Source organism: Herbaspirillum sp. WTB6, from assembly GCF_057457785.1.
This window is the reverse complement of record NZ_CP176522.1, coordinates 1,997,293-2,022,228: the sequence shown is the minus strand read 5'-3', so window position 1 is coordinate 2,022,228 and position 24,936 is coordinate 1,997,293. Positions and strand designations below refer to the sequence as shown.

At 60.7% G+C, this 24,936-nt stretch carries 27 protein-coding genes; 4 read left to right on the top strand and 23 right to left on the bottom strand.

The annotated features are described in order from the left end of the window. Positions 1-53 precede the first annotated feature (53 nt). The 3 genes from ACK2VC_RS09415 to ACK2VC_RS09405 all read left to right on the top strand — a co-directional run bounded on the left by ACK2VC_RS09415 (position 54) and on the right by ACK2VC_RS09405 (position 2,971). A complete protein-coding gene (locus ACK2VC_RS09415) occupies positions 54-1,166 on the top strand; it encodes a DUF4297 domain-containing protein (protein WP_486730086.1) in 1,113 nt (370 codons plus the stop codon). A gap of 53 nt (positions 1,167-1,219) precedes the next feature. Beyond that, positions 1,220-1,681 (top strand): hypothetical protein, encoded by a 462-nt coding sequence (locus ACK2VC_RS09410; RefSeq protein ID WP_486730085.1) that lies wholly within the window; start codon positions 1,220-1,222, stop codon positions 1,679-1,681. 447 nt (positions 1,682-2,128) lie between these two features. Next, a complete protein-coding gene (locus ACK2VC_RS09405) occupies positions 2,129-2,971 on the top strand; it encodes a coiled-coil domain-containing protein (protein ID WP_486730084.1) in 843 nt (280 codons plus the stop codon). A 273-nt stretch (positions 2,972-3,244) separates the two neighbouring features. On the opposite strand, the gene ACK2VC_RS09400 is transcribed toward ACK2VC_RS09405, so the two are convergent. From ACK2VC_RS09400 to ACK2VC_RS09290, 23 genes are all read right to left on the bottom strand, one after another. After that, a complete protein-coding gene (locus tag ACK2VC_RS09400) occupies positions 3,245-4,576 on the bottom strand; it encodes a sensor domain-containing protein (RefSeq protein WP_486730083.1) in 1,332 nt (443 codons plus the stop codon). Positions 4,577-4,947: 371 nt separating this feature from the next. Continuing rightward, positions 4,948-5,700: an SDR family NAD(P)-dependent oxidoreductase gene (locus tag ACK2VC_RS09395; RefSeq protein ID WP_486730082.1), complete on the bottom strand. Its 753-nt coding sequence runs from the start codon at positions 5,698-5,700 to the stop codon at positions 4,948-4,950. Between the two features lie 189 nt (positions 5,701-5,889). Beyond that, positions 5,890-6,594, bottom strand: coding sequence for a glutathione S-transferase N-terminal domain-containing protein (locus tag ACK2VC_RS09390; RefSeq protein ID WP_486730081.1), 705 nt, complete (start codon positions 6,592-6,594; stop codon positions 5,890-5,892). 111 nt (positions 6,595-6,705) lie between these two features. Continuing rightward, on the bottom strand, positions 6,706-7,206 hold the full coding sequence (locus ACK2VC_RS09385) for a GAF domain-containing protein (RefSeq protein WP_486730080.1): 501 nt from the start codon (positions 7,204-7,206) through the stop codon (positions 6,706-6,708). A gap of 167 nt (positions 7,207-7,373) precedes the next feature. Further along, positions 7,374-8,180: a PPK2 family polyphosphate kinase gene (locus ACK2VC_RS09380; protein ID WP_486730079.1), complete on the bottom strand. Its 807-nt coding sequence runs from the start codon at positions 8,178-8,180 to the stop codon at positions 7,374-7,376. A 40-nt stretch (positions 8,181-8,220) separates the two neighbouring features. Beyond that, the gene (locus ACK2VC_RS09375; protein WP_486730078.1) at positions 8,221-8,661 is read right to left on the bottom strand and encodes a CoA-binding protein; all 441 of its coding nucleotides are present in this window, start codon (positions 8,659-8,661) and stop codon (positions 8,221-8,223) included. A 226-nt stretch (positions 8,662-8,887) separates the two neighbouring features. Further along, positions 8,888-9,310 (bottom strand): F0F1 ATP synthase subunit epsilon, encoded by a 423-nt coding sequence (locus ACK2VC_RS09370; protein ID WP_486730077.1) that lies wholly within the window; start codon positions 9,308-9,310, stop codon positions 8,888-8,890. A 99-nt stretch (positions 9,311-9,409) separates the two neighbouring features. Next, the gene (atpD, locus tag ACK2VC_RS09365; RefSeq protein WP_486730076.1) at positions 9,410-10,810 is read right to left on the bottom strand and encodes a F0F1 ATP synthase subunit beta; all 1,401 of its coding nucleotides are present in this window, start codon (positions 10,808-10,810) and stop codon (positions 9,410-9,412) included. Between the two features lie 160 nt (positions 10,811-10,970). Further along, on the bottom strand, positions 10,971-11,840 hold the full coding sequence (atpG, locus tag ACK2VC_RS09360; RefSeq protein WP_486730075.1) for a F0F1 ATP synthase subunit gamma: 870 nt from the start codon (positions 11,838-11,840) through the stop codon (positions 10,971-10,973). Positions 11,841-11,866: 26 nt separating this feature from the next. Continuing rightward, positions 11,867-13,402 carry a F0F1 ATP synthase subunit alpha gene (atpA, locus tag ACK2VC_RS09355; RefSeq protein ID WP_486730074.1) on the bottom strand — a complete coding sequence of 512 codons (1,536 nt, stop codon included), beginning with the start codon at positions 13,400-13,402 and terminating at the stop codon, positions 11,867-11,869. Between the two features lie 42 nt (positions 13,403-13,444). Further along, positions 13,445-13,978 (bottom strand): F0F1 ATP synthase subunit delta, encoded by a 534-nt coding sequence (locus ACK2VC_RS09350; RefSeq protein WP_486730073.1) that lies wholly within the window; start codon positions 13,976-13,978, stop codon positions 13,445-13,447. Positions 13,979-13,980: 2 nt separating this feature from the next. Then, the gene (locus tag ACK2VC_RS09345; RefSeq protein ID WP_486730072.1) at positions 13,981-14,451 is read right to left on the bottom strand and encodes a F0F1 ATP synthase subunit B; all 471 of its coding nucleotides are present in this window, start codon (positions 14,449-14,451) and stop codon (positions 13,981-13,983) included. An 82-nt stretch (positions 14,452-14,533) separates the two neighbouring features. Then, on the bottom strand, positions 14,534-14,776 hold the full coding sequence (atpE, locus tag ACK2VC_RS09340) for a F0F1 ATP synthase subunit C (protein WP_486730071.1): 243 nt from the start codon (positions 14,774-14,776) through the stop codon (positions 14,534-14,536). 87 nt (positions 14,777-14,863) lie between these two features. Then, entirely contained in the window at positions 14,864-15,721 is an 858-nt protein-coding gene (gene atpB / locus ACK2VC_RS09335) for a F0F1 ATP synthase subunit A (RefSeq protein ID WP_486730070.1), read from the bottom strand. 1 nt (position 15,722) lies between these two features. Then, positions 15,723-16,061: an ATP synthase subunit I gene (locus ACK2VC_RS09330; RefSeq protein ID WP_486730069.1), complete on the bottom strand. Its 339-nt coding sequence runs from the start codon at positions 16,059-16,061 to the stop codon at positions 15,723-15,725. Positions 16,062-16,206: 145 nt separating this feature from the next. Further along, entirely contained in the window at positions 16,207-16,776 is a 570-nt protein-coding gene (locus ACK2VC_RS09325; RefSeq protein WP_486730068.1) for an RBBP9/YdeN family alpha/beta hydrolase, read from the bottom strand. Positions 16,777-16,871: 95 nt separating this feature from the next. Continuing rightward, on the bottom strand, positions 16,872-17,765 hold the full coding sequence (locus ACK2VC_RS09320; RefSeq protein WP_486730067.1) for a ParB/RepB/Spo0J family partition protein: 894 nt from the start codon (positions 17,763-17,765) through the stop codon (positions 16,872-16,874). A 148-nt stretch (positions 17,766-17,913) separates the two neighbouring features. Continuing rightward, positions 17,914-18,684 (bottom strand): ParA family protein, encoded by a 771-nt coding sequence (locus tag ACK2VC_RS09315; RefSeq protein ID WP_486730065.1) that lies wholly within the window; start codon positions 18,682-18,684, stop codon positions 17,914-17,916. Positions 18,685-18,690: 6 nt separating this feature from the next. After that, entirely contained in the window at positions 18,691-19,323 is a 633-nt protein-coding gene (gene leuE, locus ACK2VC_RS09310; protein ID WP_486730064.1) for a leucine efflux protein LeuE, read from the bottom strand. Further along, positions 19,320-19,991: a 16S rRNA (guanine(527)-N(7))-methyltransferase RsmG gene (rsmG, locus tag ACK2VC_RS09305; protein WP_486730063.1), complete on the bottom strand. Its 672-nt coding sequence runs from the start codon at positions 19,989-19,991 to the stop codon at positions 19,320-19,322. Before rsmG ends, leuE begins: the two co-directional genes overlap by 4 nt. Positions 19,992-19,997: 6 nt before the next feature. Then, positions 19,998-21,935, bottom strand: coding sequence for a tRNA uridine-5-carboxymethylaminomethyl(34) synthesis enzyme MnmG (mnmG, locus tag ACK2VC_RS09300; protein ID WP_486730062.1), 1,938 nt, complete (start codon positions 21,933-21,935; stop codon positions 19,998-20,000). A gap of 109 nt (positions 21,936-22,044) precedes the next feature. Beyond that, positions 22,045-22,683, bottom strand: a complete 639-nt coding sequence (locus tag ACK2VC_RS09295; RefSeq protein ID WP_486730060.1) for a hypothetical protein — start codon at positions 22,681-22,683, stop codon at positions 22,045-22,047. Between the two features lie 41 nt (positions 22,684-22,724). After that, positions 22,725-23,486, bottom strand: coding sequence for a TSUP family transporter (locus ACK2VC_RS09290; RefSeq protein WP_486730059.1), 762 nt, complete (start codon positions 23,484-23,486; stop codon positions 22,725-22,727). A 194-nt stretch (positions 23,487-23,680) separates the two neighbouring features. On the opposite strand from ACK2VC_RS09290, the gene ACK2VC_RS09285 reads away from it, so the two are divergent. Continuing rightward, the gene (locus ACK2VC_RS09285; RefSeq protein ID WP_486730058.1) at positions 23,681-24,856 is read left to right on the top strand and encodes an iron-containing alcohol dehydrogenase; all 1,176 of its coding nucleotides are present in this window, start codon (positions 23,681-23,683) and stop codon (positions 24,854-24,856) included. Positions 24,857-24,936 lie beyond the last annotated feature (80 nt).

Here is a 24,936-nt window from a genome sequence, read left to right as displayed (position 1 = left end):
TTGCAGTTTGAAGAAAAATAATGACCAAAAATTAGGGGACTAAGGGGGCGTAGTTGGATACAACAAGTGGATCGCCAGGTAGTAACCCTCTTGCCGCAGCACAGCGAGAAAGGGCTGGCGCACAAACGTTCGAGAAGTACGAATACCAGTATCACTGGGCGCTCTGTCGAATTCTTGGTGCTCACGAAAACGCTGCCGATTACGTTGTCTTTATCGAGCTGCATGAGGACGTGGTGTTGGCGACTTCGACCAATGAATCCGTCGCACGGTTTGAATTCAATCAGGTCAAAAATGTCAGCGCTACACCTTGGAACCAGAAGAAATTGACTTCGGTCCCAAAGGCCACCGCCAAAAAAGTGACAAACTCAATTCTCGGCAAAATGCTCCAAGGGGTTCGTAAAAAGCCCTTTGTCGACAAGCTGAACTCGCTCGATTTAGTTGCAACCTGTGGCTTCAACCTGCCTCCTAAAACTGATTGCCTGAAGCTCTCAATCATTTCGATTGGTGATCTCCACGATGACTGCCTCAAAGACATCCAGGCTGCAATCGACAAGGAGCTTGGCCCCTATCCCATCCCTAAAACCTTGAGGTTCATTACACCGGATCTACCTGCCTCCGGCTTTCAGGATGTAGCTATTGGCCGAATTTCCAAGCTTGTCGACGTGAAAGCTCCTGGCGCCAAGTGCAATGCATCAACAATCTATCGCGTGCTAATTGACGACTTGCATCGTAAGGGAACTGTGGCGTTTGACTTTACTGAATGGAACAACCTTGTAAAGAACAAAGGAACCACTCACAGCGACGTTGAGAGAGTTATTTCCGCATACACGGAAAGCAAGGGTATTGAGGCCTTTTTACAGGACTTCGAAGACATCCTTAAAGATTTGGAACTGAAATCAAACAAGCGGATTCAGGTTCGCAGAGCTTTTGAGCGCTACCACAATGCAGTGCGGCTGGAGCGGACCTTGATTGCCATTGACAATCAGGAAGCAGTCAAAGATACAGTGGAACGCAACTTTGAATTATTCAAAGAACAAGGTGTGAAAGAGTTTATGGAGCAGGCATTAGCGTCCTTGCCCGAGACGACCCAGAACAACCTTGTCGATTTGGAATCAACCCAGGCCGCGATCATCTACGAGCTGTTGAGCAAATGCCATGAAAAATGAGCCGACCATCGACAACTTCAAACTGCTGATTAGAAATCTCAGGACAAAGCAGCATGAAAAACTTAGCATTCAAACGACTGGTAGTAGCGTCCGATACCCTAAAGTCCGGAAATCAGTTCGAGTTCAAACCCCGCTTCAACCTAATAACGGCGAACGACAATAGCTTTGGAAAATCGACCCTAGCCAAATTGCTGTTCTGGACATTAGGTGGAGATCCGGTGCTGGATATCACATGGACATCATTTGATGTTCGCTGCTTGGTTGATTTCAGTGTTGGCAACGAGACCTATCAGGCTGGACGATACGGGAACATAATGTTCCTCCGTCGCCCGAATGGTCAATGGGAAAAATTCTCCAAGATCACTGGCGCGTACTCAGAGACCTTTGCCGAAATCGTTGGTTTTGAGGCACTATTACCAAACAGAAACGATGCGACCAAACTTGAAACCCCTCCCCCTGCTTTCTACTTCCTGCCGTTCTACGTAGATCAGCAGCGTAGTTGGTCTCAAGCATAGAATGGCTTCATCAATCTTGAGCAATATTCCAAGTGGCAAAAGACCATCATCGAATATCACACAGGATATTTACTGCCCGAATTTTTCGCGTTCGAGGAGCAAATTGCAGCTCGGAACCTTGAGAAAAAAACGGCAGAGGTTGAGGTCAGAAAGATTGAGACTGCGATCGAGGTAGTCAAAACGTACCTGCCGACGTCGAGCAAAACCGTTGCCCTATCAAAGGGAGAGTTCGACACCCTCGCAGCCGAGGTCTCTGAAGACATCGCCAAACTTCAGGCTAAGCAAGATGAACTGCTTGGGACGATTGCCGAAACCCAAACGGAACGCCTCTATTTACAGGGTCAGCTTGATCTGGCGAAACTGGCATCTGCTGAGCTTGAAAAGGATTACACCTTCTCTGTCGAATGTGTCGAAGGTGAGTCCCTGCTGTGCCCGTTATGTGGAACCGTGCACGACAACTCGTCACCAAAGCGGGCCTCAATCCTCGCTGATAAGGACGAGGCAGACAGCCAGGTAATTCAGCTCAGTGGAAAGATCGAGCGCCTAGACAAAAAACTGGCCAAAAGTCAGGAACGGCTTGAGAGCACGCGTTCTGAAATTGACACCATCAACAACAAATACAAACCGCTTGAAACCTCGGAAACGACTGACACAGAGGCAAGCGCAGCCGAATCATCATTCCTAGACAGCATCGCATCTCGTGCGGTCCAGAAGCATGTGCAACGAACGATGGAAACCAAGACGGCCCTGATTCGAACCATCAAGTCTACGAACAGAAACTTGAGGGCCGAACAAAAAAAGCTACTGACCAAGGAAGAGCGGGAAGATCTGGACGCCGCGTTCAAAGACTCCTTGGCCAAGTATGTCGATGATCTGAAGGCCCAAGGCGTCAATTTGTCACCGGTCGAGTCCCCGCTTGATTACAAGAAGCTCTACGGAAGCGGTGGAGCGGCGGAAAGCACCCGTGGCATCCTAGCCTACTACATGTCCGTTATCCGACAGGTGCACAAAGCAGAGAATGAGGCCTTTTCGGCTGTTGTGATCGACACTCCGAATCAACAGGAGCAAGCTGATTTCAACTACGAAAAGATCCTCAAGTTCCTGATGGACACCGTTCCTTCAAACGCACAACTCATTTTGTGCGCCATGAATCGCAGCGAAATCCAGAGCTACAAGAGTGCTGCACACGTTATTGAGCTGGACGAAAAGAAGATTCTCAGGGACACGAAGTACGCCGAATGCCGAGCTTTGCTCAACTTTGACGGATCAATCGTAGAAGCCGCCACCTAATCTGACGGGTTCCCGTTTTGAGGGTGCAGGATTGTCAGATTGAATCGCCCCGACTTATGTAGTCAGTATTTAACGTGTGCTCTGCGGCGCAATACAGCCGCAGAGCAAAAGGCGGTTGGAAGACAGCTTTTGGCCGATCAGCGACGCACTAGCAGCCGACGCTGCGCAACAGCCAACATCGACGCCGCCGCTGAAAAGCCCGTCGCTTATGCCGGCGATTCCCTGTCGGTGCCATCACCGGGACCGTTTGGCCCGACCCTCACCTGCGAGCGGCTATCCCTGTCTTTTCGCGAAATACATGGCCTCGTCGGCGTGTTTGAGCAACTGCTGCTCCCCCTCGCCATGCTCGGGATAAAGCGCGATCCCGATACTCGGCACCATGCTCAGACGGTGGCCGTCGATGTTCAGCGGTTGCTGCACAGCGTTGCGGATTTTGTCGGCCACCATTGCGGCGCACTCGGGCGATTGCAGGTTTTCGAGCAGCACCACAAACTCGTCGCCGCCGATGCGCGCGACCGTGTCCGATTCGCGCACGCTCTGCCGCAGACGCCTGGCGACTTCCTGCAGCAACAGGTCGCCGGCGGTATGGCCAAAGCTGTCGTTGACCTGCTTGAACTTGTCCAGGTCGAGGTAGAGCAGGGCCAGGCGTCCTTGTTCGCGCCGCGCTCGGGCCAGCGCGACTTTCAGGCGGTCATGCAGGAATCCGCGATTGGGCAGATCGGTCAGCTGGTCGTATTGGGCCATGTGCTGCAGGCGGGCGTACAACTGCTGGCGCTCGATCGCGGTGGCGATCTGGGCGGAGACGAACTGCAGCAGCTCCTTGTCCTTTTCGCTGTAGCGCACGCCGCCCTGGTAGCTCTTCAGCACCAGCACTCCGATCGTGCCCTTGTGCGAGTTGAGCGGGACGCCCAGCCAGCACAGCGAATTCCTGCCCACAGCGGCGCGCAAGCCTGCGGGAAGGACCGCCATCGTCTCGGGAGTCAGCAGCAGCGGCTGGCCGGTATGGATCACCTCTGCGCAGAGCGTGCCGGCGGCCGGCCTGGGTGGGACGGAGGACTGGTCATACTCGTCCACCATATAAGGAAAGCTCAGCAGGTCTTTTTCCTCGTCGTACAGCGCAACCGAAAAATTAACCGCCGGCAGCAGTTCACCGAGGATCTGATGGATTCGTTGAAACAGCGCGGGCAAATCCTCTGCGGCGTGCGCGGCTTCGGAAATCGCATACAGCGCAGCCTGCATCGCCTCGGCCTGCTTGCGCTCTGTGATGTCGCGCGCGACCCCGATCCGCAGTTGGTCGACTTCCGACCAGCGCGCCGACCACATGATGTGGACGATTCGTCCGTCCTTGCGGATATAGCGGTTCTCGAAATGCAGTTGGGGCTGGCCGGACATGACCTCGCGCGCCGACTGCAGGGTGCGCTCGCGATCCTCCGGCGCCACCAGTTCGAACATGCTCTTGCCGACCATTTCTTGCGGGGTATAGCCGAAAATGCGCTCGCAGGCGGCACTGACAAAGACGATACGGCCGTCGGTATCGACCGCACAGACTGCGTCCAGCAAGAGGTCAATGAAGCCGGCCGGAGGAGAAGGGCTTATTGTTTGCATGTTGGCAGCGTATTGCCTGAAAGTTATGCGAACGCCTTGTTCAGTTCACCCGCAAAATCGGATGCCTTGAAATAGTCGACTTCATTGATGCGCGCCATCTTCATCATGGCTGATAGCGACAATTATATACTCCAATACATATGGACAATTTACGCCCGTAATTTATTGAAATTTTGCATATACTGGTACATTTTTCTGGAAACCGCTCACTTGGTCACAAAACTATCCGCAGCAGCCCAAAGGCAAGTATGTGGCGGCGCTGAGACAGATCGGCTAAGGGAGCATCAGCAAGGGGGCCGACGCCAGGCGAAGCGTTTGGTCGATCCAGGAAATATGAAAGGGCGCGGCACCGCCCCGCCGCAACCAGCCGCTCAGGACTTCCCGGCAGTAAAGCCCCCATCCACCAGCAGATGCGCACCGGTGATGAAGCTGGCCTCGTCGCTGAGCAGGAACAGCACCGCGTTGGCAACTTCTTCCGGGCGGCCCAGGCGCCCGATCGGGTGCAGGTCGATCAGGGCCTGGCGCATGCTGGCGTCCAGCGCCGCCAGCAATGGCGTGTCGATGTAGCCGGGGCCGACGGCGTTGACCCGCACGCCCTTGGTAGCCGATTCGAGCGCCAGCGTGCGCGTCAGGTTGACCACGCCGCCCTTGGCGGCCGAGTAGGCGGCGGTCATGCTTTGGCCGAATACGCCGAGGATCGACGCGCAGTTGACGATGCTGCCGCTGCCCTGCCGGTACATCTGGCGCAGCGCGGCGCGCGCCACGCGAAACACGCCGTTCAGGTTGATGTCGAGCACGCGCAGGAAGTCTTCGTCCGGGTAGGCGTCGGCCGGGCACAGGCTGCCGATGCCGGCGTTGTTGAAGACGCCATCCAGGCTGCCGAGTTGCGCCACGGTATCGGCAATCAAGCGGTCCACCTGATCGGTCGACGTGACGTCGACCGGCAGGAACAGGCAGCGGCCGGAGTAGCGCGCCTCGAGGTTCCGGGCGTGCTGTTCGCCGGCGGGGCCGGGCAGGTCGGCGATGACGAGGTTGGCACCTTCCCGCAGGCAACGTTCGACCGTGGCCAGACCGATGCCGCTGGCGCCGCCGGTGACGATGATGTTCTTGCTCTTCAGGCGCATGACAGTTCCTTGAAATCGTGGATGGAGCAGAGGCGATGCCCGACAAGCCATCGCCTGCGGCAGCGCCAATTATCAGGCAAAAAACCGGGGGGCCGGATCGAGTTCGACCCGACCCTGCGTTCCATCAAATTCGCGTCTCGCGTGAGCGGATGCCGGTTTGCATGGCGGCGGCAGGCGACGGCTCGCCGCTCAGGCTCGCTGCGGGACGTCCAGACCCTTGACGACCGCCGGCCGTGCCAGGAACGCCTGCAGCGTGCGGATGACATGGGGGAAATCCGCGATGCCGACCAGTTCGCCCGCTTCATAGAAACCAATCAGGTTGCGCACCCAGGGGAAGGTGGCGATGTCGGCGATCGTGTAGTCGTCGCCCATGATCCAGTCGCGTTCCGCCAGGCGCCGGTTCAGCACGCCGAGCAGGCGCCGCGATTCCGCCACGTAGCGCTCGCGCGGGCGCTTGTCTTCGTAATCCTTGCCGGCGAACTTGTTGAAAAAGCCGAGCTGGCCGAACATCGGGCCGATGCCGCCCATCTGGAACATCAGCCACTGGATGGTTTCATAGCGGGCGCCGGTATCTTGCGGCAGGAGGCGCCCGGCCTTGTCGGCCAGATAGATCAGGATCGCGCCGGATTCGAACAGCGGCAGCGGCTTGCCACCCGGACCGTTGGGGTCGAGGATGGCCGGAATCTTGTTGTTCGGATTCAGCGACAGGAATTCCGGCGAGGTCTGGTCCTGGGTATCGAAGCTGACCAGATGCGGCTCGTAAGGCAGGCCTGTTTCTTCGAGCATGATCGAGACCTTGACGCCATTCGGCGTCGGCAGCGAATAGAGCTGGATGCGGTCGGGATGGCGCGCGGCCCATTTGCGCGTGATGGGGAAAGCGGAAAGAGAGGTCATGGAAAATCCGGTAGGTTGCGGGGAATGGTGTGAGCCGATTTTCTCACGGGACACGCGATCCGGCCGGCGCGGCCGATCCTGCGCCGGCTGGCCGGTGGCGACCATGCAACGCTAATCGGCGGCCGGCGCCAGGCTGGCCATGAACACCGCGCACAGCGCCTGCATGCCGGCGCGGTCTTCCTGATCGAAACGGTTGATTACCGGACTATCGACATCCCACACGCCCAGCAGCGTGCCGTCGGCGCGAATCAGCGGCACCACGATTTCCGATTGCGACGCCGAGTCGCAGGCGATGTGGCCGGCGAAGGCGTTGACGTCGGCCACCAGTTGCGTCTGGCGCGTCTGCGCGGCGGTGCCGCAGACGCCGCGCCCGAGCGCAATGCGGATGCAGGCCGGCTTGCCCTGGAACGGCCCCAGCACCAGCTCGCGGCCGTCGTACAGGTAGAAGCCGGCCCAGTTCAGTTGCGGCAGGCTGTGGTAGACCAGCGCGCTGAAGTTGGCGGCGTTGGCGATCAGGTCGCGCTCGCCGGCCGACAGCGCGCGCGCCTGCTGCAGCAACTCGGCGTAGTGCTCGCGCTTGCCGGCGTAGATTTGCGGTTTCAGATCGAACATGCGGTGCTCCGGTGATGATGCGGAAGGCGGCCGGGAAAAATACGGTGCGGGAATTTACATTCCTCAGATACTCCTGATTGCGACATCTAATACCGCCCTGTTTTTATTGTAATTTTAACCATACTCCGCTTACTTTGGGTTGACCAGCGGCGCCAGGAAGCTCCCGGTTAGTCGATTTTCAGCGTCAGGTATTCCGGATGCGGCGGCGGATAGGCAAGCTTCATCTCCTCGAGGGTTTCCAGCACCACCGAGGCGATCGCCAGGTTGCGGTGCGTTTTCGAGTCCGCCGGAATCACGTACCAGGGCGCGTGGTCGGCGTCGGTGGCGTTGATGGCATCGGCATAGGCGCGCTGGTAGTCGGCCCAGAGGACGCGCTCCTTCAAATCCTGCGGATCGAATTTCCAGTGCTTGTTGGGATCGGCCAGGCGCTCCTGCAGCCGCTGCTTTTGCATGTCGGCCGAGATGTGCAGGAAAAACTTCAGCAGCACAGTGCCGGTTTCGGCCAGCATCCGCTCGAATTCGCGGATCTGCGCATAGCGCCGCCGGCATTCATGCTCGTCGATCAAGCGGTGCACGCGGGTGATCAGCACGTCTTCATAATGGCTGCGGTTAAAAATCACGATCTCGCCGCGCGCCGGCACTTCGCGGTGTATCCGCCACAGATAGTCGTGGTCGAGTTCGATCGGCGTCGGCGCCTTGAAGGAAATGCTGCGGATACCGAGCGGTTCGATTTCGCGGAACACGCCGGAGATGGTGCCGTCCTTGCCGCTGGTGTCCATGCCTTGCAACACGACCAGCAGCTTGCTCTTGCGCTGCGCATAAAACACTTCTTGCAGCTCGGCGATGCGGCGCGCCATCTGCAGCACGCGCTCCTTGTCGGCCGCCTTGTTGTTGCTTGCCAACGGAGTTTCGCCGGCGCCGGCGTCGTTCAGCGTCAGCTTGCCCGGGGCGCGAAAGCGCGCTTGTGCCTTCATTCGGTTGCCTCCCGCGTTACTTTCCCTGACGCCGGCGCGCTCACAGGACGCCGTGCAGGTTGCCCTCGGCGTGCTCGATCTTGATGCAGCGATCCATGATCACGGTGGCGCCGGCGGCGCGCGCGCGGGCGGCGGCGGCTTCGTCGATGACGCCCAGTTGCATCCAGATGCACGGCAGGCCGAGCGCCAGCGCTTCGTCGACGACGGCGCCGACCTCGCTCGACTTGCGGAAGCAATCGACGATGCCGATCCGCAGGCCCTCCCCTTCCAGGGCGGCAGCCGATTCGTGCAGGCTTGCGTAGCAAGGCTCGCCAAGAATGTGAGTACCTGCATACGTCGGATTGACCGGGATGATGCGATAGCCCTGCGCCTGCAAATATTGCGCCACTTCATGGCTGGGACGGCTGCTCTTGGCGGACAAGCCGACCACCGCGATCAGCGGCAAGACGGCGGGAAGCGGCTCCGGAGGGGTGCTGGACATGGCGTGTCTTCTTCGGTATCGAGTGGAAATAACGTGGATATCTTACCGCCATCCGGTCGGCGGCGCGGCGACACGCGCCACACGTGGCGCCCTTGCGCCGGTAGAAGCGGCAACCGCGGCAGTGCGATCGCTTCGGGAACAAAGCGAGTGGTCGCAGCGCCGTTTGCGGCCGCGAAAACAAAAAAAGCAGCCGAAGCTGCTTTTGATGTTACCGCGTGAAGCACGATCAGCGCTTTTGGCGCAACTTCTGAATCGCCGCCAATTGCGCGATCGCCACCGCCAGCTCGGCTTGCGCCGCCGCATAGTCGATCTTCGATTCGCGGTTGACCAGCGCTTCTTCGGCCTGCTTCTTGGCTTCGATCGCCTTCGCCTCGTCCAGGTCGGCGCCGCGGATCGCGGTATCGGCCAGCACGGTGACATTGTCCGGCTGCACTTCCAGCAGGCCGCCGGCCACGAACACGAATTCCTCGCCGGCCTTGCCCGGCACCTTGATGCGCACCGCGCCCGGACGGATGCGCGTGATCAGCGGCGTATGGCGCGGATAGATGCCGAGTTCCCCGGCTTCGCCCGGCAACACGACGAACTCGGCTTCGCCGGAAAAGATTTCCGCTTCGGCGGAGACCACGTCAACGTGGATGGTGTTTGCCATATAAAACCCTTAAGCTTTTCCCGGTCGCTGCAGGCGCCGATTGCCGGTTTCTCACCGTACAACCAGCACCGGCGCGCATCGACCGAGGCGTTGCCGCCGTTACTGAATCTTCTTGGCTTTTTCGATTGCTTCCTCGATCGTGCCGACCATGTAGAACGCCTGTTCCGGCAGGTGATCCAGTTCGCCGGAAGCGATCATCTTGAAGCCCTTGATCGTGTCCTTCAGCGAAACGTACTTGCCGGGCGAGCCGGTAAACACTTCGGCGACGTGGAACGGCTGCGACAGGAAGCGCTGCATCTTACGCGCGCGGGCCACCACCAGCTTGTCTTCCGGCGCCAGTTCGTCCATGCCCAGAATCGCGATGATGTCGCGCAATTCCTTGTAGCGCTGCAGCGTGCCTTGCACCGCACGCGCCGTTTCATAGTGCTCCTGGCCAACCACCAGCGGATCGAGCTGGCGCGAGGTCGAGTCGAGCGGGTCGACCGCCGGGTAGATACCGAGCGAAGCGATGTCACGCGACAGCACCACGGTCGAATCCAGGTGGGCGAAGGTGGTAGCTGGCGACGGGTCGGTCAAGTCGTCGGCTGGCACGTACACGGCCTGGATCGAGGTGATCGAACCGGTCTTGGTCGAGGTGATGCGTTCCTGCAGGCGGCCCATTTCTTCGGCCAGCGTCGGCTGGTAGCCCACCGCAGACGGCATCCGGCCCAGCAGCGCCGAGACTTCGGTACCGGCCAGCGTGTAGCGATAGATGTTGTCGACGAAGAACAGCACGTCCTTGCCTTCGTCGCGGAAGCCTTCAGCGATCGTCAGGCCGGTCAGCGCCACGCGCAGACGGTTGCCCGGCGGTTCGTTCATCTGGCCGTAGACCATCGCGACCTTCGAGTTTGCCGGGTTTTCCAGATCCACCACCTTGGCTTCGGCCATCTCGTGGTAGAAGTCGTTGCCTTCGCGGGTACGCTCGCCGACACCGGCGAACACCGACAGACCGCTGTGCGCCTTGGCGATGTTGTTGATCAGTTCCATCATGTTGACGGTCTTGCCGACGCCGGCGCCGCCGAACAGGCCGACCTTGCCGCCCTTGGCGAACGGGCACACCAGGTCGATCACCTTGATGCCGGTTTCCAGCAAGTCTTGCGACGGCGACAGCTCGTCATAGGCCGGGGCCTTGCGGTGAATCGACGCGGTTTGCGCATGGCTGACCGGACCGCATTCGTCGATCGGGTTGCCCAGCACGTCCATGATGCGGCCCAGCGTGGCCTGGCCGACCGGCACCGTGATCGGGTTGCCGGTGTTTTGAATCGTCATGCCGCGGCGCAAGCCGTCGGAGCTGCCGAGCGCAATGGTGCGGACAATGCCGTCGCCGAGCTGCTGCTGCACTTCCAGCGTCAATTCGGAGCCTTCCATTTTCAGGGCATCGTAAATCTTGGGCATCGCATTGCGGGGAAATTCAACGTCCACCACGGCGCCGATACACTGAACGATTTTGCCATCAGCCATTTTCGTTCCTTCAATAGTTAATTTAAATTCTGGTTAGCGCGCTGCCGTTCGGGGAGCCATCGCTAATTTTTTCTAATCAGTTGGGGACAGAGTACCGCTGCGCTTAACTCTGTCCCACAATGTACGAACTTCGCTACGCTTAACTCTGTCCCGCAATACATCAAACGGCAGCCGCGCCCGCGACGATCTCGGACAGTTCCTTGGTGATCGCGGCTTGGCGGGTCTTGTTGTAGATCAGCTTCAACTCGTTGATCACGTTGCCGGCGTTGTCGGAAGCGGATTTCATCGCCACCATCCGTGCCGACTGCTCGGACGCCAGGTTTTCCGCCACCGCCTGGTAAATCAGCGCCTCGACGTAACGCACCAGCAGTTCGTCGATCACGGTCTGCGCATCCGGCTCGTAGATGTAGTCCCAGGAATGGTTTCCCTTGTCGGCTTGCATCCGATGCTCGGCGAGCGGCAGCAGCTGCTCCATCATCGGTTCCTGCTTCATCGTATTGATGAACTTGGTGTACACCAGATAGACCGCGTCCAGCCGCCCTTCCTGATACGCATCCAGCAACACCTTGACCGGCCCGATCAGCTTGTCCAGATGCGGCGTGTCGCCCAACTGGACCGCGTGCGATACCACCTTGGCGCCGATCCGGTTCAGGAAGCCCAGGCCCTTGTTGCCGATCGCAACCGCCTCGACCTTGTTGCCCTGCGTTTCCAGTTCGCGCACCTTGTTCGTGACCAGCCGCAGCGCGTTGGTGTTCATGCCGCCGCACAGCCCCTTGTCGGTGGTGACGACGATGAAGCCGACCGCCTTGGCGTTGTCCTGCTTGATCAGGAACGGATGCGTGTATTCCGGATTGGCTTGCGCCAGATGCGAGGCGATATTGCGGATCTTGTCGCTGTATGGACGGGCCGCGCGCATCCGGTCCTGCGCCTTGCGCATTTTGGATGCGGCGACCATTTCCATCGCCTTGGTGATCTTCTTCGTATTTTCTACGCTCTTGATCTTGCCGCGTATCTCTTTACCCGCTGCCATGAGGCTTTACTCCTTGTGCGCCGTGCTCAGAACGATTTCTTGAAATCGGCAACCGCGGCGGCCAGTGCAGCTTCGCCATCCTTGTCGAGTTGCTTGGTTTCTTCGATCTTTTGCAGCAGTGCCGCGTGGCTGGTCTTCATGAAGTTATGCAGACCAGCTTCGAACGCCAGCACTTGCTTGACGTCGATGCTGTCGAAAAAGCCCTTGTTGACCGCGAACAGCGACACCGCCATCAGTGAAATCGGCAGCGGCGAGTACTGTGCCTGCTTCAAGAGTTCGGTGACGCGCGCGCCGCGATCGAGCTGCTTGCGGGTCGCTTCATCCAGGTCCGAGGCGAACTGGGCGAACGCCGCCAGTTCACGATACTGCGCCAAGTCGGTACGGATACCGCCGGACAGGTTCTTGATGACCTTGGTCTGCGCCGCACCACCCACGCGCGACACCGAAATACCGGCGTTGATCGCGGGCCGGACACCGGCGTTGAAGAGCGAGGTTTCAAGGAAGATCTGACCGTCGGTAATCGAAATCACGTTGGTCGGCACGAACGCGGAAACGTCGCCGGCCTGGGTTTCGATGATCGGCAGCGCGGTCAGCGAGCCGGTCTTGCCCTTGACTTCGCCGTTGGTGAATTTCTCGACGTAGTCGGCATTGACGCGCGCGGCGCGTTCCAGCAGACGGCTGTGCAGGTAGAACACGTCCCCTGGATAGGCTTCGCGGCCCGGCGGACGGCGCAGCAGCAGCGATACCTGGCGATAGGCCACGGCCTGCTTCGACAGGTCGTCATACACGATCAGCGCGTCTTCGCCACGGTCGCGGAAATACTCGCCCATTGCGCAGCCGGAATAGGCCGATACGTATTGCATCGCGGCCGATTCGGAAGCGGTGGCGGCGACCACGATGGTGTAGTCCATCGCGCCGTTCTGTTCCAGTGCCCGCACCACGTTCTTGACCGACGACGCCTTCTGGCCGATCGCGACGTAGATACAGGTCATGTTCTGACCCTTCTGGTTGATGATGGCGTCAATCGCCACCGCCGACTTGCCGGTCTGGCGGTCGCCGATGATCAGTTCGCGCTGGCCGCGGCCGATCGGCACCATCGAGTCGATCGATTTCAGGCCGGTCTGCATCGGCTGCGAAACGGATTGACGGGCGATTACGCCCGGGGCGATTTTCTCGATCGGCGCGGTCAGCTTGGCGTTGATCGGGCCCTTGCCGTCGATCGGCTGGCCCAGCGCGTTGACCACGCGGCCTTTCAGTTCTGGGCCGATCGGCACTTCCAGGATGCGGCCGGTGCACTTGACGGTATCGCCTTCGGAAATATGCTCGTAGTCGCCCAGAATCACGGCGCCCACCGAATCACGTTCCAGGTTCAGCGCCAGGCCGAAGGTGTTGCCCGGGAATTCCAGCATCTCGCCCTGCATCACGTCGGACAGCCCGTGGATGCGGCAGATGCCGTCGGACACGGAAATCACGGTGCCCTGATTGCGAATCTCGGCGCTGTTGTCGAGTCCTTGAATCCGGCTCTTGATCAGTTCACTGATTTCAGACGGGTTGAGTTGCATGTTAACTCCTAAAAGTATTCTCTGTTCTGGGCGGCCTGGGGCCTAGGCGGTCAGTGCTGCCTGCATCTGTTGCAGCCGCGCACGCACCGAAGTGTCCAGCACCTCGTCGCCAACCACCACGCGCACGCCGCCGATCAGATCCTGATCAACCGTTACCGACGGGTTCAGCTTGCGCCCGAATTTCTTTTCCAGTGCCGCAATCAAGTCGCCGACCTGGGCATCCGACAACGCGAAGGCGCTGGTGATGCTGGCATCGGCCGCACCTTCCTGGGCGTTCTTCAACGCATGGAATTGGGCTCCGATTTCCGGCAGCAGGCTCAAGCGGCCGTTTTCGGCCAGCATGCCGACGAAGTTTTTGGCTTCCGCACCGACCGGCGATTTCAGCAACGCCAGCATGGTGTCAGCCACCTGTTGCGCCGACAGCTTGGGATTGTTGGCCAACGACTGGAAATCGGGATTGGCGGCGACCTGCATCATCTCGGAAACCAGGTCGGACCACGCCGCCAGGTTGCCCGACTGGGCAACCCGGAATAGCGCTTCGGCGTAAGGACGGGCAATCGTTGCGAGTTCGGCCATGATTACAGCTCGGTTTTCAGCTGATTCAGCAAATCGGCGTGCGCTGCGGCATTCACTTCGCGCTTCAGGATCTGCTCGGCGCCCTTCACGGCCAGGCTCGCCACTTCGGCGCGCAAGGCTTCGCGCGCCTGGGTCACTTGCTGCTCGGCTTCTTCACGGGCGGCGGCGACGATGCGGGCGGCTTCATCGGCGGCGCTTTTCTTGGCTTCCTCGATGATGCCGAGCGCGCGCCGTTCGGCGTCGCCAATCCGCTTCTGGCCTTCGTCGCGGGCAGCCGAGAGTTCGACCTGCACGCGTTTTTCCGCAGCGGCCATTTCGGCCTTGCCACGATCGGCGGCAGCCAGGCCATCCGTGATCTTCTGGGCGCGTTCGTCCAGAGCCTTCATCAGCGGCGGCCAGATGAACTTCATCGTGAACAGCACCAGGATGAAGAAGACCACGAACTGTGCAAACAAGGTTGCATTGATGTTCACGGTGATTTCCTTCTTAAAAATGACGTGCGCCGCGCCCGATTCCGCGAATCAGGCCGGCGACAAACCAACGATACAGCCTGGATTAGCCCGCGAACGGATTGGCGAACGCAAACATCATCGCGATACCGACGCCGATCAGGAACGCCGCGTCGATCAGACCGGCCAGCAGGAACATCTTGGTTTGCAGGGTGTTCATCAGTTCCGGCTGACGTGCCGAAGCTTCAATGAACTTGCCGCCCATGATACCGATGCCGATACAGGCGCCGATCGCGCCCAAACCGATGATCAAACCGCAAGCCAAAGCAACGAGAGCGACGTTAGTCATGAAAACTCCTTAGATAGTCAAAGTCGAAAAAAGTTGAAACCCAAATACTGCGAAACCTGCAATTACAGCGATACCAAAACCACGTTCCTAATGACTTTCATGCGCCTGGCCGACATACACCAGCGCCAGCATCATGAAGATGAAGGCTTGCAGGATGACGATCAGGATATGGAAGATGGCCCAGATGGTCCCTGCGAATACGTGCATGCCGAAGCCCCACCAGGTCGCGGTCGAGCCGAGCAAGGCGATCAGCAGGAAGATCAGTTCGCCGGCATACATGTTGCCGAACAGCCGCATCGCCAGCGACACCGTCTTGGCGACGAACTCGATGATGTTCAACGCCAGGTTCGGAATCCACAGCGCCGGATGAGCGCCAAACGGCGCGCAAAACAGTTCGTGCACGAAACCGCCGGCGCCCTTGATCTTGAGGTTGTAGTAAATCATCAGCGCGAACACGCCGAGCGCCATGCCGAGGGTGCCGTTCAGGTCGGCGGTGGGGACGATGCGCTGATATGGCACCGCCTCGCCCAAGCCGACCAGGCCGAGCAGGCCGGACACCATGTCGACCGGCAGGAAGTCCATCGAATTCATCAGGATTACCCAGATGAAGACGGTCAGCGCCATCGGCGCGATGAAACTGCGGTCGCCATGGACGATGGCTTTCGACTGGTCTTCGACCATTTCGACGATGATTTCGATGAAGGCCTGGAACCGGCCCGGCACGCCGGAAGTCGCGCGGCGCGCCACCATCCACATCACGGCCGAGCCGATGATGCCGACCGCGATCGACCAGAACAGGGTATCCATGTTGATGATCGAGAAATCAACGATCTTGGACTGATGCACGGTGGAAAAGTGCGTCAGGTGATGGATGATGTACTCGGAAGCGGTGGGCGCGTGCGCCGCAGCCTGATGCGCCCCCTCAGCAGCCATTTCAGTTGCCATGTCAGTGCCTAAACAATAAGATGATGTAACTTTTCAGCGCCGCGATGAAGGCGGCGATCAGCGCCAGCCAGTTCAAATCGCGGTACAGCCAGGCGACCGCGCCCAAGAGCGCCACCGTCAATGCAATCTTGATGAATTCACCGATGACAAACGACATCGGGTTGGCACCGCCGGGCCGTTGCGCATTCGCGAACAGGCGCAGCGCAAACAGTGCATTCGGCACCACGCAACACAAGCCGCCCAGAAGCGCCGACCACAGCGCCGACCAACCGCCGAGCGCGCCGGCAATCACAGCCACGATCAGCGTTACGACGAATTGCAATACAACGATACGCCGCATGTTTGCCCAAATCGTACGACTGGTGTCGCGCAAGCCAGCGTCATTCCGCTGCCGGCACCTTCCAAAGCCACGGGATTATAAGGGTTTTCCGCAATGGGCGTCAAACGTTTGCGGCGCTGCAATGCTCCGCGCGCACGGTCTGGCGTCAGCGGGGAAGATCGGAGACTTCCGGTTGTGACAATTGCTGTAGCCAGCGCTGCCCCTGCGGCCAGTCGGCCAGCCCGCTGTCGGCGTTCAGATGGCCGCGCGGCCCCGCCGCCTGCCACTGTGCGCCCCACTGCCGGGCCCAGCCGCGGGCACGCGGCAACGCGCACCACGGATCGTTTTCGGACGCCACCACGATACTGGCAAACGGCAGCGGCACGCCCGGCATCGGCCCGAAATCGCGCACTGCGGGCGGAGCGTCGCCCCGTTCGACGTCCGGCGGCGCCACCAGCAAGGCGCCACGGACCTTGCGCGCATGGGGTTGGGCGCCATGCGTCAATGCCCACCAGGCCGTGGTGGCGCAGCCGAGGCTGTGCGCGGCCAGCACGATCGGCCCGGTGGCCGCGCGCACCGCGGCGTCCAGTTGCGCTACCCATTCGTCGCGGCGCGGCGCGTTCCAGTCGCGCTGCTGCACGCGCCGCGCTTGCGGCAGCGTAGCCTCCCACAGGGTTTGCCAGTGGCCGGGTCCGGAGCCATACAGGCCGGGGATCAGCAGGACAACGGCATTCATCGGCACCGCCAGTCGGCAGATACTCCTGGATATGTCTGCAAAATCCGGTCTTGAAATGGCCGTTTATTTAACATACTCCATCCACACCAGTATGATCAGCCGCGCAGCCGGGCGATCACGCCGTCCAGCGCATCCAGGCTGGCGAAATCGATGATCAACTGGCCCTTGTTGCGGGCGCCGGTCTTGATGCTGACTGCGGTCGCCAGCAAATCGGACAATTCTTCCTCCAGGCGCGCGATGTCGCGCGACTTTTCCTTGCGTGGCGGCGCGCTGGCGGCGCGGCTGCCGTCCTGTTCTGCGGCGGCGCGCGTCACCAGTTTTTCGGTTTCGCGCACCGACAGCCGTTTCGCCACCACCTGGTTGGCCAGCGTGATCTGGGTCGCGCCATCCACCGCCAGCAGCGCCCGCGCGTGGCCCATGTCGATGTCGCCCGCCATCAGCATGGTTTGCAGCGGCCGCGCCAGATTCAGCAGGCGCAGCAGGTTGGAGACTGCGCTGCGTGAGCGGCCGACCGCGCCGGCCGCCTGCTCGTGCGTGAATTCGAAATCGTTGATCAGCCGCGCGATGCCCTGCGCTTCTTCCAGCGGATTCAAGTCTTCGCGCTGGATGTTTTCGATCAGCGCCATCGCCGCCGCCGCCTGGTCGTCGACTTCCTTGACCAGCACCGGCACTTCCGCCAGGCCGGCCAGTTGCGCCGCGCGAAAACGCCGTTCGCCGGCAATGATTTCGTAGTGCGCGTCGCCATTGGCGCCGATCGGCCGCACCAGGATCGGCTGCAGCAAGCCTTGCGCCTTGATCGACGCCGCCAGATCGGCCAAGCCACCCTCGTCCATGCGGGTGCGTGGCTGGTACTTGCCGGCCTGCATGCGGGTGACCGGCAGCACCGACGGCGCACCCGGTACCGACGGCACCGCCTCGGCCAGATCCATCGAGCCGCCCAGCAGGGCTTCCAGTCCGCGTCCGAGGCCTTTGGATTTTTTCGTGACCATGTTTTCTCTCTAGTCGGTTGGGGACAGAGTACCGCTATGCTTAACTCTGTCCCGCAAATTGTCGGCTTAGTTGGGGACAGAGTACCGCTACGCTCAACTCTGTCCCGCAATAATGGATGACGCGCTGCGCTTAACTCTGTCCCGCAAATTACATGCTTTTGATCCGCTCAACCATTTCGGCGCCGAACGCGACGTAGGCCTGCGCGCCCTTGGACGCCGGGTCGAAGTTCACTCCCGGCAAGCCGTAGGACGGCGCTTCGGCCAGCCGCACGTTGCGCGGGATCACGGTCTTGAATACCTTGTCGCCGAAATGCTGCTCCAGTTGCGCCGACACTTGCTGTGACAGCGTCATGCGGGTATCGAACATGACGCGCAGCAAGCCGATGATCTTCAGGTCCGGATTCAGCTTGGCATGCACCCGCTTGATGGTGTTGACCAGGTCCGACAGGCCCTCCAGCGCATAGTATTCGCACTGCATCGGGATGATCACGCCATTGGCCGCGCACAAGCCGTTCAAGGTCAGCATCGATAGCGCCGGCGGGCAGTCGATCAGGATGAAGTCGTAGTCGGCATCCACCGTGGCCAGCGCCTGCTTCAGCCGCATTTCGCGCTGTTCGAGCGCCACCATCTCGACTTCGGCGCCGGCCAGTTCGCGATTCGCCGGCAGCACGTCAAAGCGGCCGGCACCCGAGCGCACCCGCACTTCGGCCAATTGCGCCATGCCGAGCAAGACTTCATAGATCGATGCGTTCAGCGCCGACTTGTTGATGCCGGCGCCCATCGTCGCATTCCCCTGCGGATCGAGGTCGACCAGCAGCACGCGCTGATCGATCTGCGCCAGGCCGGCGGCGAGATTGACGGCGGTAGTGGTCTTGCCAACGCCGCCTTTCTGGTTGGCAACGCAGAATATTTTGGCCATATTGTTTTAGTTGGTGGTGAGCTTGATGCCGAAGCCGATCAAGAAAATTCCGGCCGCTTTCGACGCGTAGGCGCCGATGCGCCGGTGATGCGCCAAGCGACGCGCGGCGGCGTTGCCCACGAGAACCAGCAAGCTGCCATACAACAGCGTGCAGCAGGAAATCACCGCCGCCATCGCGATGAAGGTCAGGCTGCCGCGCTGCAGCGCCGGGTCGATGAAGAGCGGGAAGAAGGCCATGTAAAACACGATCGCCTTCGGGTTGATCAGCGTCACCAGCAAGCCGCGACGAAAATCGGCAGCATTCGAAAACGGCACCACGGTTGCGCCCTCTTCCCGCCTCGTGCTCAGCAGCTTGAAGCCGAGCCAGGCCAGGTAGGCGGCGCCCAGGTACTGCACGCCGTGAAACAGCAACGGGTTGGCTTGCAGCAAGGCGGCGACGCCAATCGCAGCCAGGAAGATCAGTACCGCGTCCCCCAGCATCAAGCCGGCCAGCGAGGTGAAGCCGCCGCGCAGGCCGCGCTGGCCGGCGCAGGTCAGCACGCAAAAGGTGCCTGGGCCGGGCAGCATCAAAAACACCATGGTGGCAGCGATCAATTGCCAGACATCGGTGATGCCCAAAGAATGAAATAGTGCGCTCATGCTCCTTGCTCTCCGTTTTTTTCCATCAATACCAGATGACGCTCGGCCTGCAGACCGGGTACTTGCAGCTGCCGCACTTCGGTCACGCGCCAGCCGGGCGGCAGGCGTGCCATTTCCGCCTCCGGCCGCACGCCTTTGAGCGCAATGAAGCGGCCGCCCGGCGCCAGCAGATGACCGGACCAGGTGACGAAATCAGCCAATTCGGCAAACGCGCGCGAAGTGATCACGTCGAACTGGCGCGCCACCCGCAGTTGCTCGACCCGGCCGGTGTATACGGTGACATTCGCCAAGCCGAGTTGCGCCTTGGCCTGAGTCAGGAAGGCGGTCTTCTTGTGCACGGTGTCGATCAGCGACACCTGCAGCGCCGGTTCGGCTTCAGCCGCCCAGATCGCCAGCACCATGCCCGGCAAGCCGCCGCCGGCGCCGACATCCAGCACATTCTGGGCGCCAACAAAGGCTGGCAACGCCGCCAGCGAGTCGAGCAGATGCTGGACCACCATCTGCGCCGGGTCGCGCACCGCGGTCAGGTTGTAGACCGCGTTCCATTTCGCCAGCAACGCGAGATAGTCGAGCAGGCGCTCGATCTGCGCCGGGCTCAGGTGCAGGTCGAGCGCCTCGACCCCTTGCGTCAATTTGTCCGTCAGCGCGGCACGCTCCGGCAAGCTCATCACCGCTCAGGCCGCATCGACGTCGGGCGCCACCGGCACCCGGTAGCCGCGTTTTTTCAAATGAATCAGCAGCAAGGAAATCGCCGCCGGCGTCACGCCGGCGATGCGCGAAGCCTGGCCTAGCGTCTGCGGGCGCTGCTTGTCGAGCTTTTGCCGCACTTCGATCGACAGCGCGCTGACCGCCATGTACGGGAAATCGGCTGGCAGCTTGAGGTTTTCATAATGCTCGTTGCGATCGATTTCGCGCGCCTGGCGCTCGATATAGCCGGCGTACTTGATCTGGATTTCGACCTGCTCCCTGATCAGCGGATCAGCCACGCCCGGGCCGGCCAGCAACTGGCCGTCGGTGCCGGTTAGCGTCATCAGCGCAGCGTAGTCGACGCTTGGCCGGCGCAGCAAGTCAGTTAGTGCATACTCTCGCTCAATCGCTTTACCCAGGACACGATTCGCCTCATCCTCGCCAAGTATCCGGGGGCTGACCCAGGTCGACTTCAGGCGTTCCAGCTCGCGTGCCACGGCTTCCCGCTTGCGCTCGAAGGCGGCCCACTGAGCATCGCCGACGCAGCCCAGGCGGCGCCCGATCTCGGTCAGGCGCAGGTCGGCATTGTCTTCGCGCAGCGACAGCCGGTATTCGGCGCGGCTGGTAAACATCCGGTATGGCTCTTGCACGCCCTGCGTGATCAGGTCGTCCACCAGCACGCCGAGGTAGGCTTCGTCGCGGCGCGGGGTCCAGGCTTCCCGCCCCTGGGTTTGCAGCGCGGCGTTGATCCCGGCCAGCAAGCCTTGCGCCGCCGCCTCTTCATAGCCGGTGGTGCCATTGATCTGGCCGGCGAAAAACAGGCCGCCGATCGCTTTCGTTTCCAGCGAAGCCTTCAAGCCGCGCGGATCGAAATAATCGTATTCGATCGCATAGCCGGGGCGCAGGATATGGGCGTTTTCCAGGCCGCGGATCGAGCGCACCAACTCCAGTTGGACATCGAACGGCAGGCTGGTCGAAATCCCGTTCGGATAAAACTCGTTGGTGGTCAGCCCTTCCGGCTCCAGGAAAATCTGGTGCGAAGCCTTGTCGGCGAAGCGATGAATCTTGTCCTCCACCGACGGGCAATAGCGCGGGCCGACGCCCTCGATCTTGCCGGTGTACATCGGACTGCGGTCGAGCCCGGCACGGATGATGTCGTGCGTGCGGCTATTGGTATGGGTAATCCAGCAGGGCAACTGGGCCGGGTGCATGGCTACCGAACCCATGCTGGAGAATACCGGGATCGGATCGAGGTCGCCAGGCTGCTCATCCATCACGGAAAAATCGATGCTGCGGCCGTCGATGCGCGGCGGGGTGCCGGTTTTCAGGCGGCCGATGCCGAGGCCGCCGTCCTTCAATTCCTTCAGCCGCAACGCCAGAGAAATGGCGGGCGCATCCCCTGCCCGTCCGCCCGAGTAATTATTCAGGCCAACATGGATTTTCCCGTTCAGAAATGTTCCTGCCGTCAACACCACGGCCCGACTGCGGAACTGGATCCCGACCTGGGTTACCGCACCCACCACTCGATCCTGCTCGATCAGCAAATCATCGACCGCTTGCTGGAACAGCCACAAATTGGGCTGGTTCTCCAGCATGCTGCGAATCGCCTGCTTGTACAGGATGCGGTCGGCTTGAGCGCGAGTGGCGCGCACAGCCGGGCCTTTCGACGAATTCAGGATGCGGAACTGGATCCCCGCCTGATCGGTGGCGAGCGCCATCGCGCCACCGAGCGCATCGACTTCCTTCACCAAATGGCCCTTCCCTATGCCGCCAATCGATGGATTGCACGACATCTGACCCAGGGTTTCGATGTTGTGGGTCAACAGCAGCGTCCGTTGGCCAATGCGGGCAGAAGCCAGCGCGGCTTCGGTGCCGGCGTGGCCGCCGCCGACCACGATGACGTCAAATTCGGTAGGAAATAGCATGGGGCGCCTCAGGGAGACGATGAGCAGAGGCCGAATTATAAGGTTTTTTTGAACCACCGACCTTGCCGATAACGTGTTCCACGTGGAACATATCAGTGCAGGTAGCGCATCAAAAGCGACAGCATGATGAACAGCACGCCGATCCCGATGAACCAATACTCCCAGGACGGCTTGCGCTCGGCATCTGGCGCCTGCCCGACAGGCGCGCGCTATGACTAGGCATCCGATTTGCCGGCAGCGGATGCGCGCCCGTCTCCGGCGCCTCGCCCAGTGGCAAATAAAAATCGACGCTGCTCGCCTCTGGCTTGGGGGACGCCTGCGGCGGGGCGGTGCGCTGAGCCACCCAGCTATCGACATTGATCGACGGCAGCGTGTTGCTGGTATCCGCCAGCCCGGGGGCGGTCAGCTCGAAATCCTGCTCAGGCTCAAACGAAATCACCGTGACCGGATCGAGCGGATCCTGGTGCAGGAATCGCTCGATCTCCGCGCTATCGAAATTTTCCGCGAGCTGGACTTCTGGAACCAGCAGCAACTCCGAGATCAGTCCAAGTTGCTCTAGCTTCAACAGGATTTGCTGCAACCTCTGCGGACTGAGGCGAATCAGCTTTTGTCCCAAGGCATCGCAAGAAGTGCCGCCATCCACCAGGATCAGCGTCTGGCGTTCGCTCTGAGTCAAGCCGCGACTCTTGTTCCTGATTTCGGTCCGACCTTGTTCCGTGCGCTGATAGACCGTCGATTCTTGCATCATCGCCCCTTCCACAGTGTTTCACGTGAAACAAACCGGCAAACTTATTTCATGAAGGCATCGTAACCGGTCTTGACTATCAACAGCGCCACCACCAGCAGGAATATCTTGCGCACGAACCCGCTGCCATGTCGGATCGCCAGCCGGCTGCCCACCAGCGATCCGCCAACATTAAATACCGCCATCACCAGGCCGACTTGCCACAGCAAGTGACCACTATACCCAAACCAGATCAACGCCGAAATGTTGCAGGCAACGTTGACGACCTTGGCAATCGCCGACGCACCCAGAAAATTGAAGCCAAAAAACCGGACAAACAGGAACACCAGGAAACTGCCGGTGCCCGGGCCGAAAAAACCGTCATAAAAACCGATGCCGGCACCGACCAGCACCGCCACCAGCTTTTCCTTGGCGCCGGTATGCAGAGGCGTATGCAGGGCGCCAAAATCCTTTTTCTTGTAGGTATACAGTGCCACGGCCAGCAAGATGAAAGGCAGCATCTTGCGGATGAAGTCCGGCGGCACCCGGGTCACGGTATACGCACCGGCAAAAGCAAACACAAATGCGGTCAAGGCCGCCGGGGCGGCGGTACTCCATGCCAACCGGATGCGGCGCGAAAAATGCAGCGCGGCACTGGCGGTACCAAACACCCCGGCCAGTTTGCTGGTGCCGAGCAGGCTGGCCGGGGCCGCGGCCGGCAATACTGAAAACAATGCCGGGATCTGGATCAGCCCTCCTCCGCCCACTACTGCATCGATCAATCCGGCCAGAAATGCGGCGGCCGCAAGCAAAATATAATCAGGCATGCTTACCCATTACCACGCATCAAGAGAATTTGAGCAAAAAGAGTTATGATTATTTTTGTATCGGAATAGGCATGCGCCGCAGGCGTATTTTACGTGCGCCCCCAGTTCGACAGCATAAAAGTTTTCAAAACAACATCCTCCTTTTCCCGCGAACCAGCGCCGCGCACCATTACCCGTCATTTCAAGGAAATCCCATGACCTCGCTGCAAACGCCAACTCCTTTCAGCTTCAGCACCGTGCCGCACATCATCTGCGAACCCGGCGCCAGCCGGCGGCTGGGCGCGCAGCTCGGCCAGCAATTCCCGAATGCGCGGCGGGTGCTGATCGTGACCGATGCCGGCTTCCGGCAAACCGGCCTGCTTGAGCCGGTCATCGCCAGCCTGCGCGAAGCGCGGCTGCAGGTCGAGATATTTTCCGAGGTGCTGGCCGATCCGCCGGAGGCGGTAGTGCTGCAAGCCGCCAGCGCGGCGCGCGGCGCCGGCATCGACCTCGTGATCGGCATCGGCGGCGGCAGCTCGATGGACGTCGCCAAGCTGATCGCGGTATTGGCGGCCGGCACGCAGGAATTGAAGACCATGTACGGCATCGGCAACGTCGAGGGCCGCGCCTTGCCGTTGGTGCAAGTGCCTACTACCGCCGGAACCGGCTCGGAGGTGACGCCGATCTCGATCGTGACGACCGGCGCCACGACCAAGATGGGGGTCGTCTCGCCGCATCTGTTCGCCGACCTGGCGGTGCTGGACGCCGAACTGACGCTCGGCCTGCCGGCGCGCGTTACCGCCGCTACCGGCATCGACGCCATGGTGCATGCGATCGAGGCCTACACCACGCGCCACAAGAAAAATCCGCTGTCCGACATGCTGGCACGCCAGGCCTTGACGCTGCTCTCGGCCAACCTGGTGGCCGCCTGCCGCGACGGCCGGAACCTGGCCGCGCGCCAGGCCATGCTGCTGGGGGCGATGCTGGCCGGACAGGCCTTCGCCAATGCGCCCTGCGCCGCCGTGCATGCGCTGGCCTACCCGATCGGCGGCATCTTCCACGTACCGCACGGCTTGTCCAACTCGCTGGTGCTGCCGCACGTGCTACGCGTCAACGCCTCGCATGCGGCGCCGCTGTATGCCGAACTGGCGCAGATCGTCGTGCCCGGCGCACAAGGCAGCGACGAGGCACGCACCGAAGCCCTGATCGCCGGCATGGAACGACTGGCACTGGAAGTCGGCATCGAAACCCGGCTGCGCCAGGTCGGCATCGCCGCCAGCGATCTCGACCGCCTGGCCGATGATGCCATGCTGCAAACCCGGCTGCTGACCAACAACCCGCGCGAACTGACGCGCGCCGAGGTGCATGCGATCTACGCGGCCGCCCTGTAGCGGGAGCGGTGTCCACCCCCTCTTTCGCAGTGATGCTTGGAGTATATTCGATAGCTTGTTATTTTATGGGCGTAAGCCGC

Bases quoted from the DNA above. Each gene is read 5' to 3' on its own strand.
- atpD (WP_486730076.1), bottom strand. From the start codon at position 10,810: ATGGCTGATGGCAAAATCGTTCAGTGTATCGGCGCCGTGGTGGACGTT.
- ACK2VC_RS09410 (WP_486730085.1), top strand. From the start codon at position 1,220: ATGAAAAACTTAGCATTCAAACGACTGGTAGTAGCGTCCGATACCCTA.
- ACK2VC_RS09400 (WP_486730083.1), bottom strand. From the start codon at position 4,576: ATGCAAACAATAAGCCCTTCTCCTCCGGCCGGCTTCATTGACCTCTTG.
- ACK2VC_RS09395 (WP_486730082.1), bottom strand. From the start codon at position 5,700: ATGCGCCTGAAGAGCAAGAACATCATCGTCACCGGCGGCGCCAGCGGC.
- ACK2VC_RS09350 (WP_486730073.1), bottom strand. From the start codon at position 13,978: ATGGCCGAACTCGCAACGATTGCCCGTCCTTACGCCGAAGCGCTATTC.
- ACK2VC_RS09330 (WP_486730069.1), bottom strand. From the start codon at position 16,061: ATGCGGCGTATCGTTGTATTGCAATTCGTCGTAACGCTGATCGTGGCT.
- ACK2VC_RS09380 (WP_486730079.1), bottom strand. From the start codon at position 8,180: ATGAAGGCACAAGCGCGCTTTCGCGCCCCGGGCAAGCTGACGCTGAAC.
- atpG (WP_486730075.1), bottom strand. From the start codon at position 11,840: ATGGCAGCGGGTAAAGAGATACGCGGCAAGATCAAGAGCGTAGAAAAT.
- ACK2VC_RS09370 (WP_486730077.1), bottom strand. From the start codon at position 9,310: ATGGCAAACACCATCCACGTTGACGTGGTCTCCGCCGAAGCGGAAATC.
- ACK2VC_RS09285 (WP_486730058.1), top strand. From the start codon at position 23,681: ATGACCTCGCTGCAAACGCCAACTCCTTTCAGCTTCAGCACCGTGCCG.
- ACK2VC_RS09385 (WP_486730080.1), bottom strand. From the start codon at position 7,206: ATGTTCGATCTGAAACCGCAAATCTACGCCGGCAAGCGCGAGCACTAC.
- atpB (WP_486730070.1), bottom strand. From the start codon at position 15,721: ATGGCAACTGAAATGGCTGCTGAGGGGGCGCATCAGGCTGCGGCGCAC.
- rsmG (WP_486730063.1), bottom strand. From the start codon at position 19,991: ATGAGCTTGCCGGAGCGTGCCGCGCTGACGGACAAATTGACGCAAGGG.
- ACK2VC_RS09320 (WP_486730067.1), bottom strand. From the start codon at position 17,765: ATGGTCACGAAAAAATCCAAAGGCCTCGGACGCGGACTGGAAGCCCTG.
- ACK2VC_RS09375 (WP_486730078.1), bottom strand. From the start codon at position 8,661: ATGTCCAGCACCCCTCCGGAGCCGCTTCCCGCCGTCTTGCCGCTGATC.
- leuE (WP_486730064.1), bottom strand. From the start codon at position 19,323: ATGAGCGCACTATTTCATTCTTTGGGCATCACCGATGTCTGGCAATTG.
- ACK2VC_RS09390 (WP_486730081.1), bottom strand. From the start codon at position 6,594: ATGACCTCTCTTTCCGCTTTCCCCATCACGCGCAAATGGGCCGCGCGC.
- atpE (WP_486730071.1), bottom strand. From the start codon at position 14,776: ATGACTAACGTCGCTCTCGTTGCTTTGGCTTGCGGTTTGATCATCGGT.
- atpA (WP_486730074.1), bottom strand. From the start codon at position 13,402: ATGCAACTCAACCCGTCTGAAATCAGTGAACTGATCAAGAGCCGGATT.
- ACK2VC_RS09290 (WP_486730059.1), bottom strand. From the start codon at position 23,486: ATGCCTGATTATATTTTGCTTGCGGCCGCCGCATTTCTGGCCGGATTG.
- ACK2VC_RS09295 (WP_486730060.1), bottom strand. From the start codon at position 22,683: ATGATGCAAGAATCGACGGTCTATCAGCGCACGGAACAAGGTCGGACC.
- mnmG (WP_486730062.1), bottom strand. From the start codon at position 21,935: ATGCTATTTCCTACCGAATTTGACGTCATCGTGGTCGGCGGCGGCCAC.
- ACK2VC_RS09325 (WP_486730068.1), bottom strand. From the start codon at position 16,776: ATGAATGCCGTTGTCCTGCTGATCCCCGGCCTGTATGGCTCCGGACCC.
- ACK2VC_RS09315 (WP_486730065.1), bottom strand. From the start codon at position 18,684: ATGGCCAAAATATTCTGCGTTGCCAACCAGAAAGGCGGCGTTGGCAAG.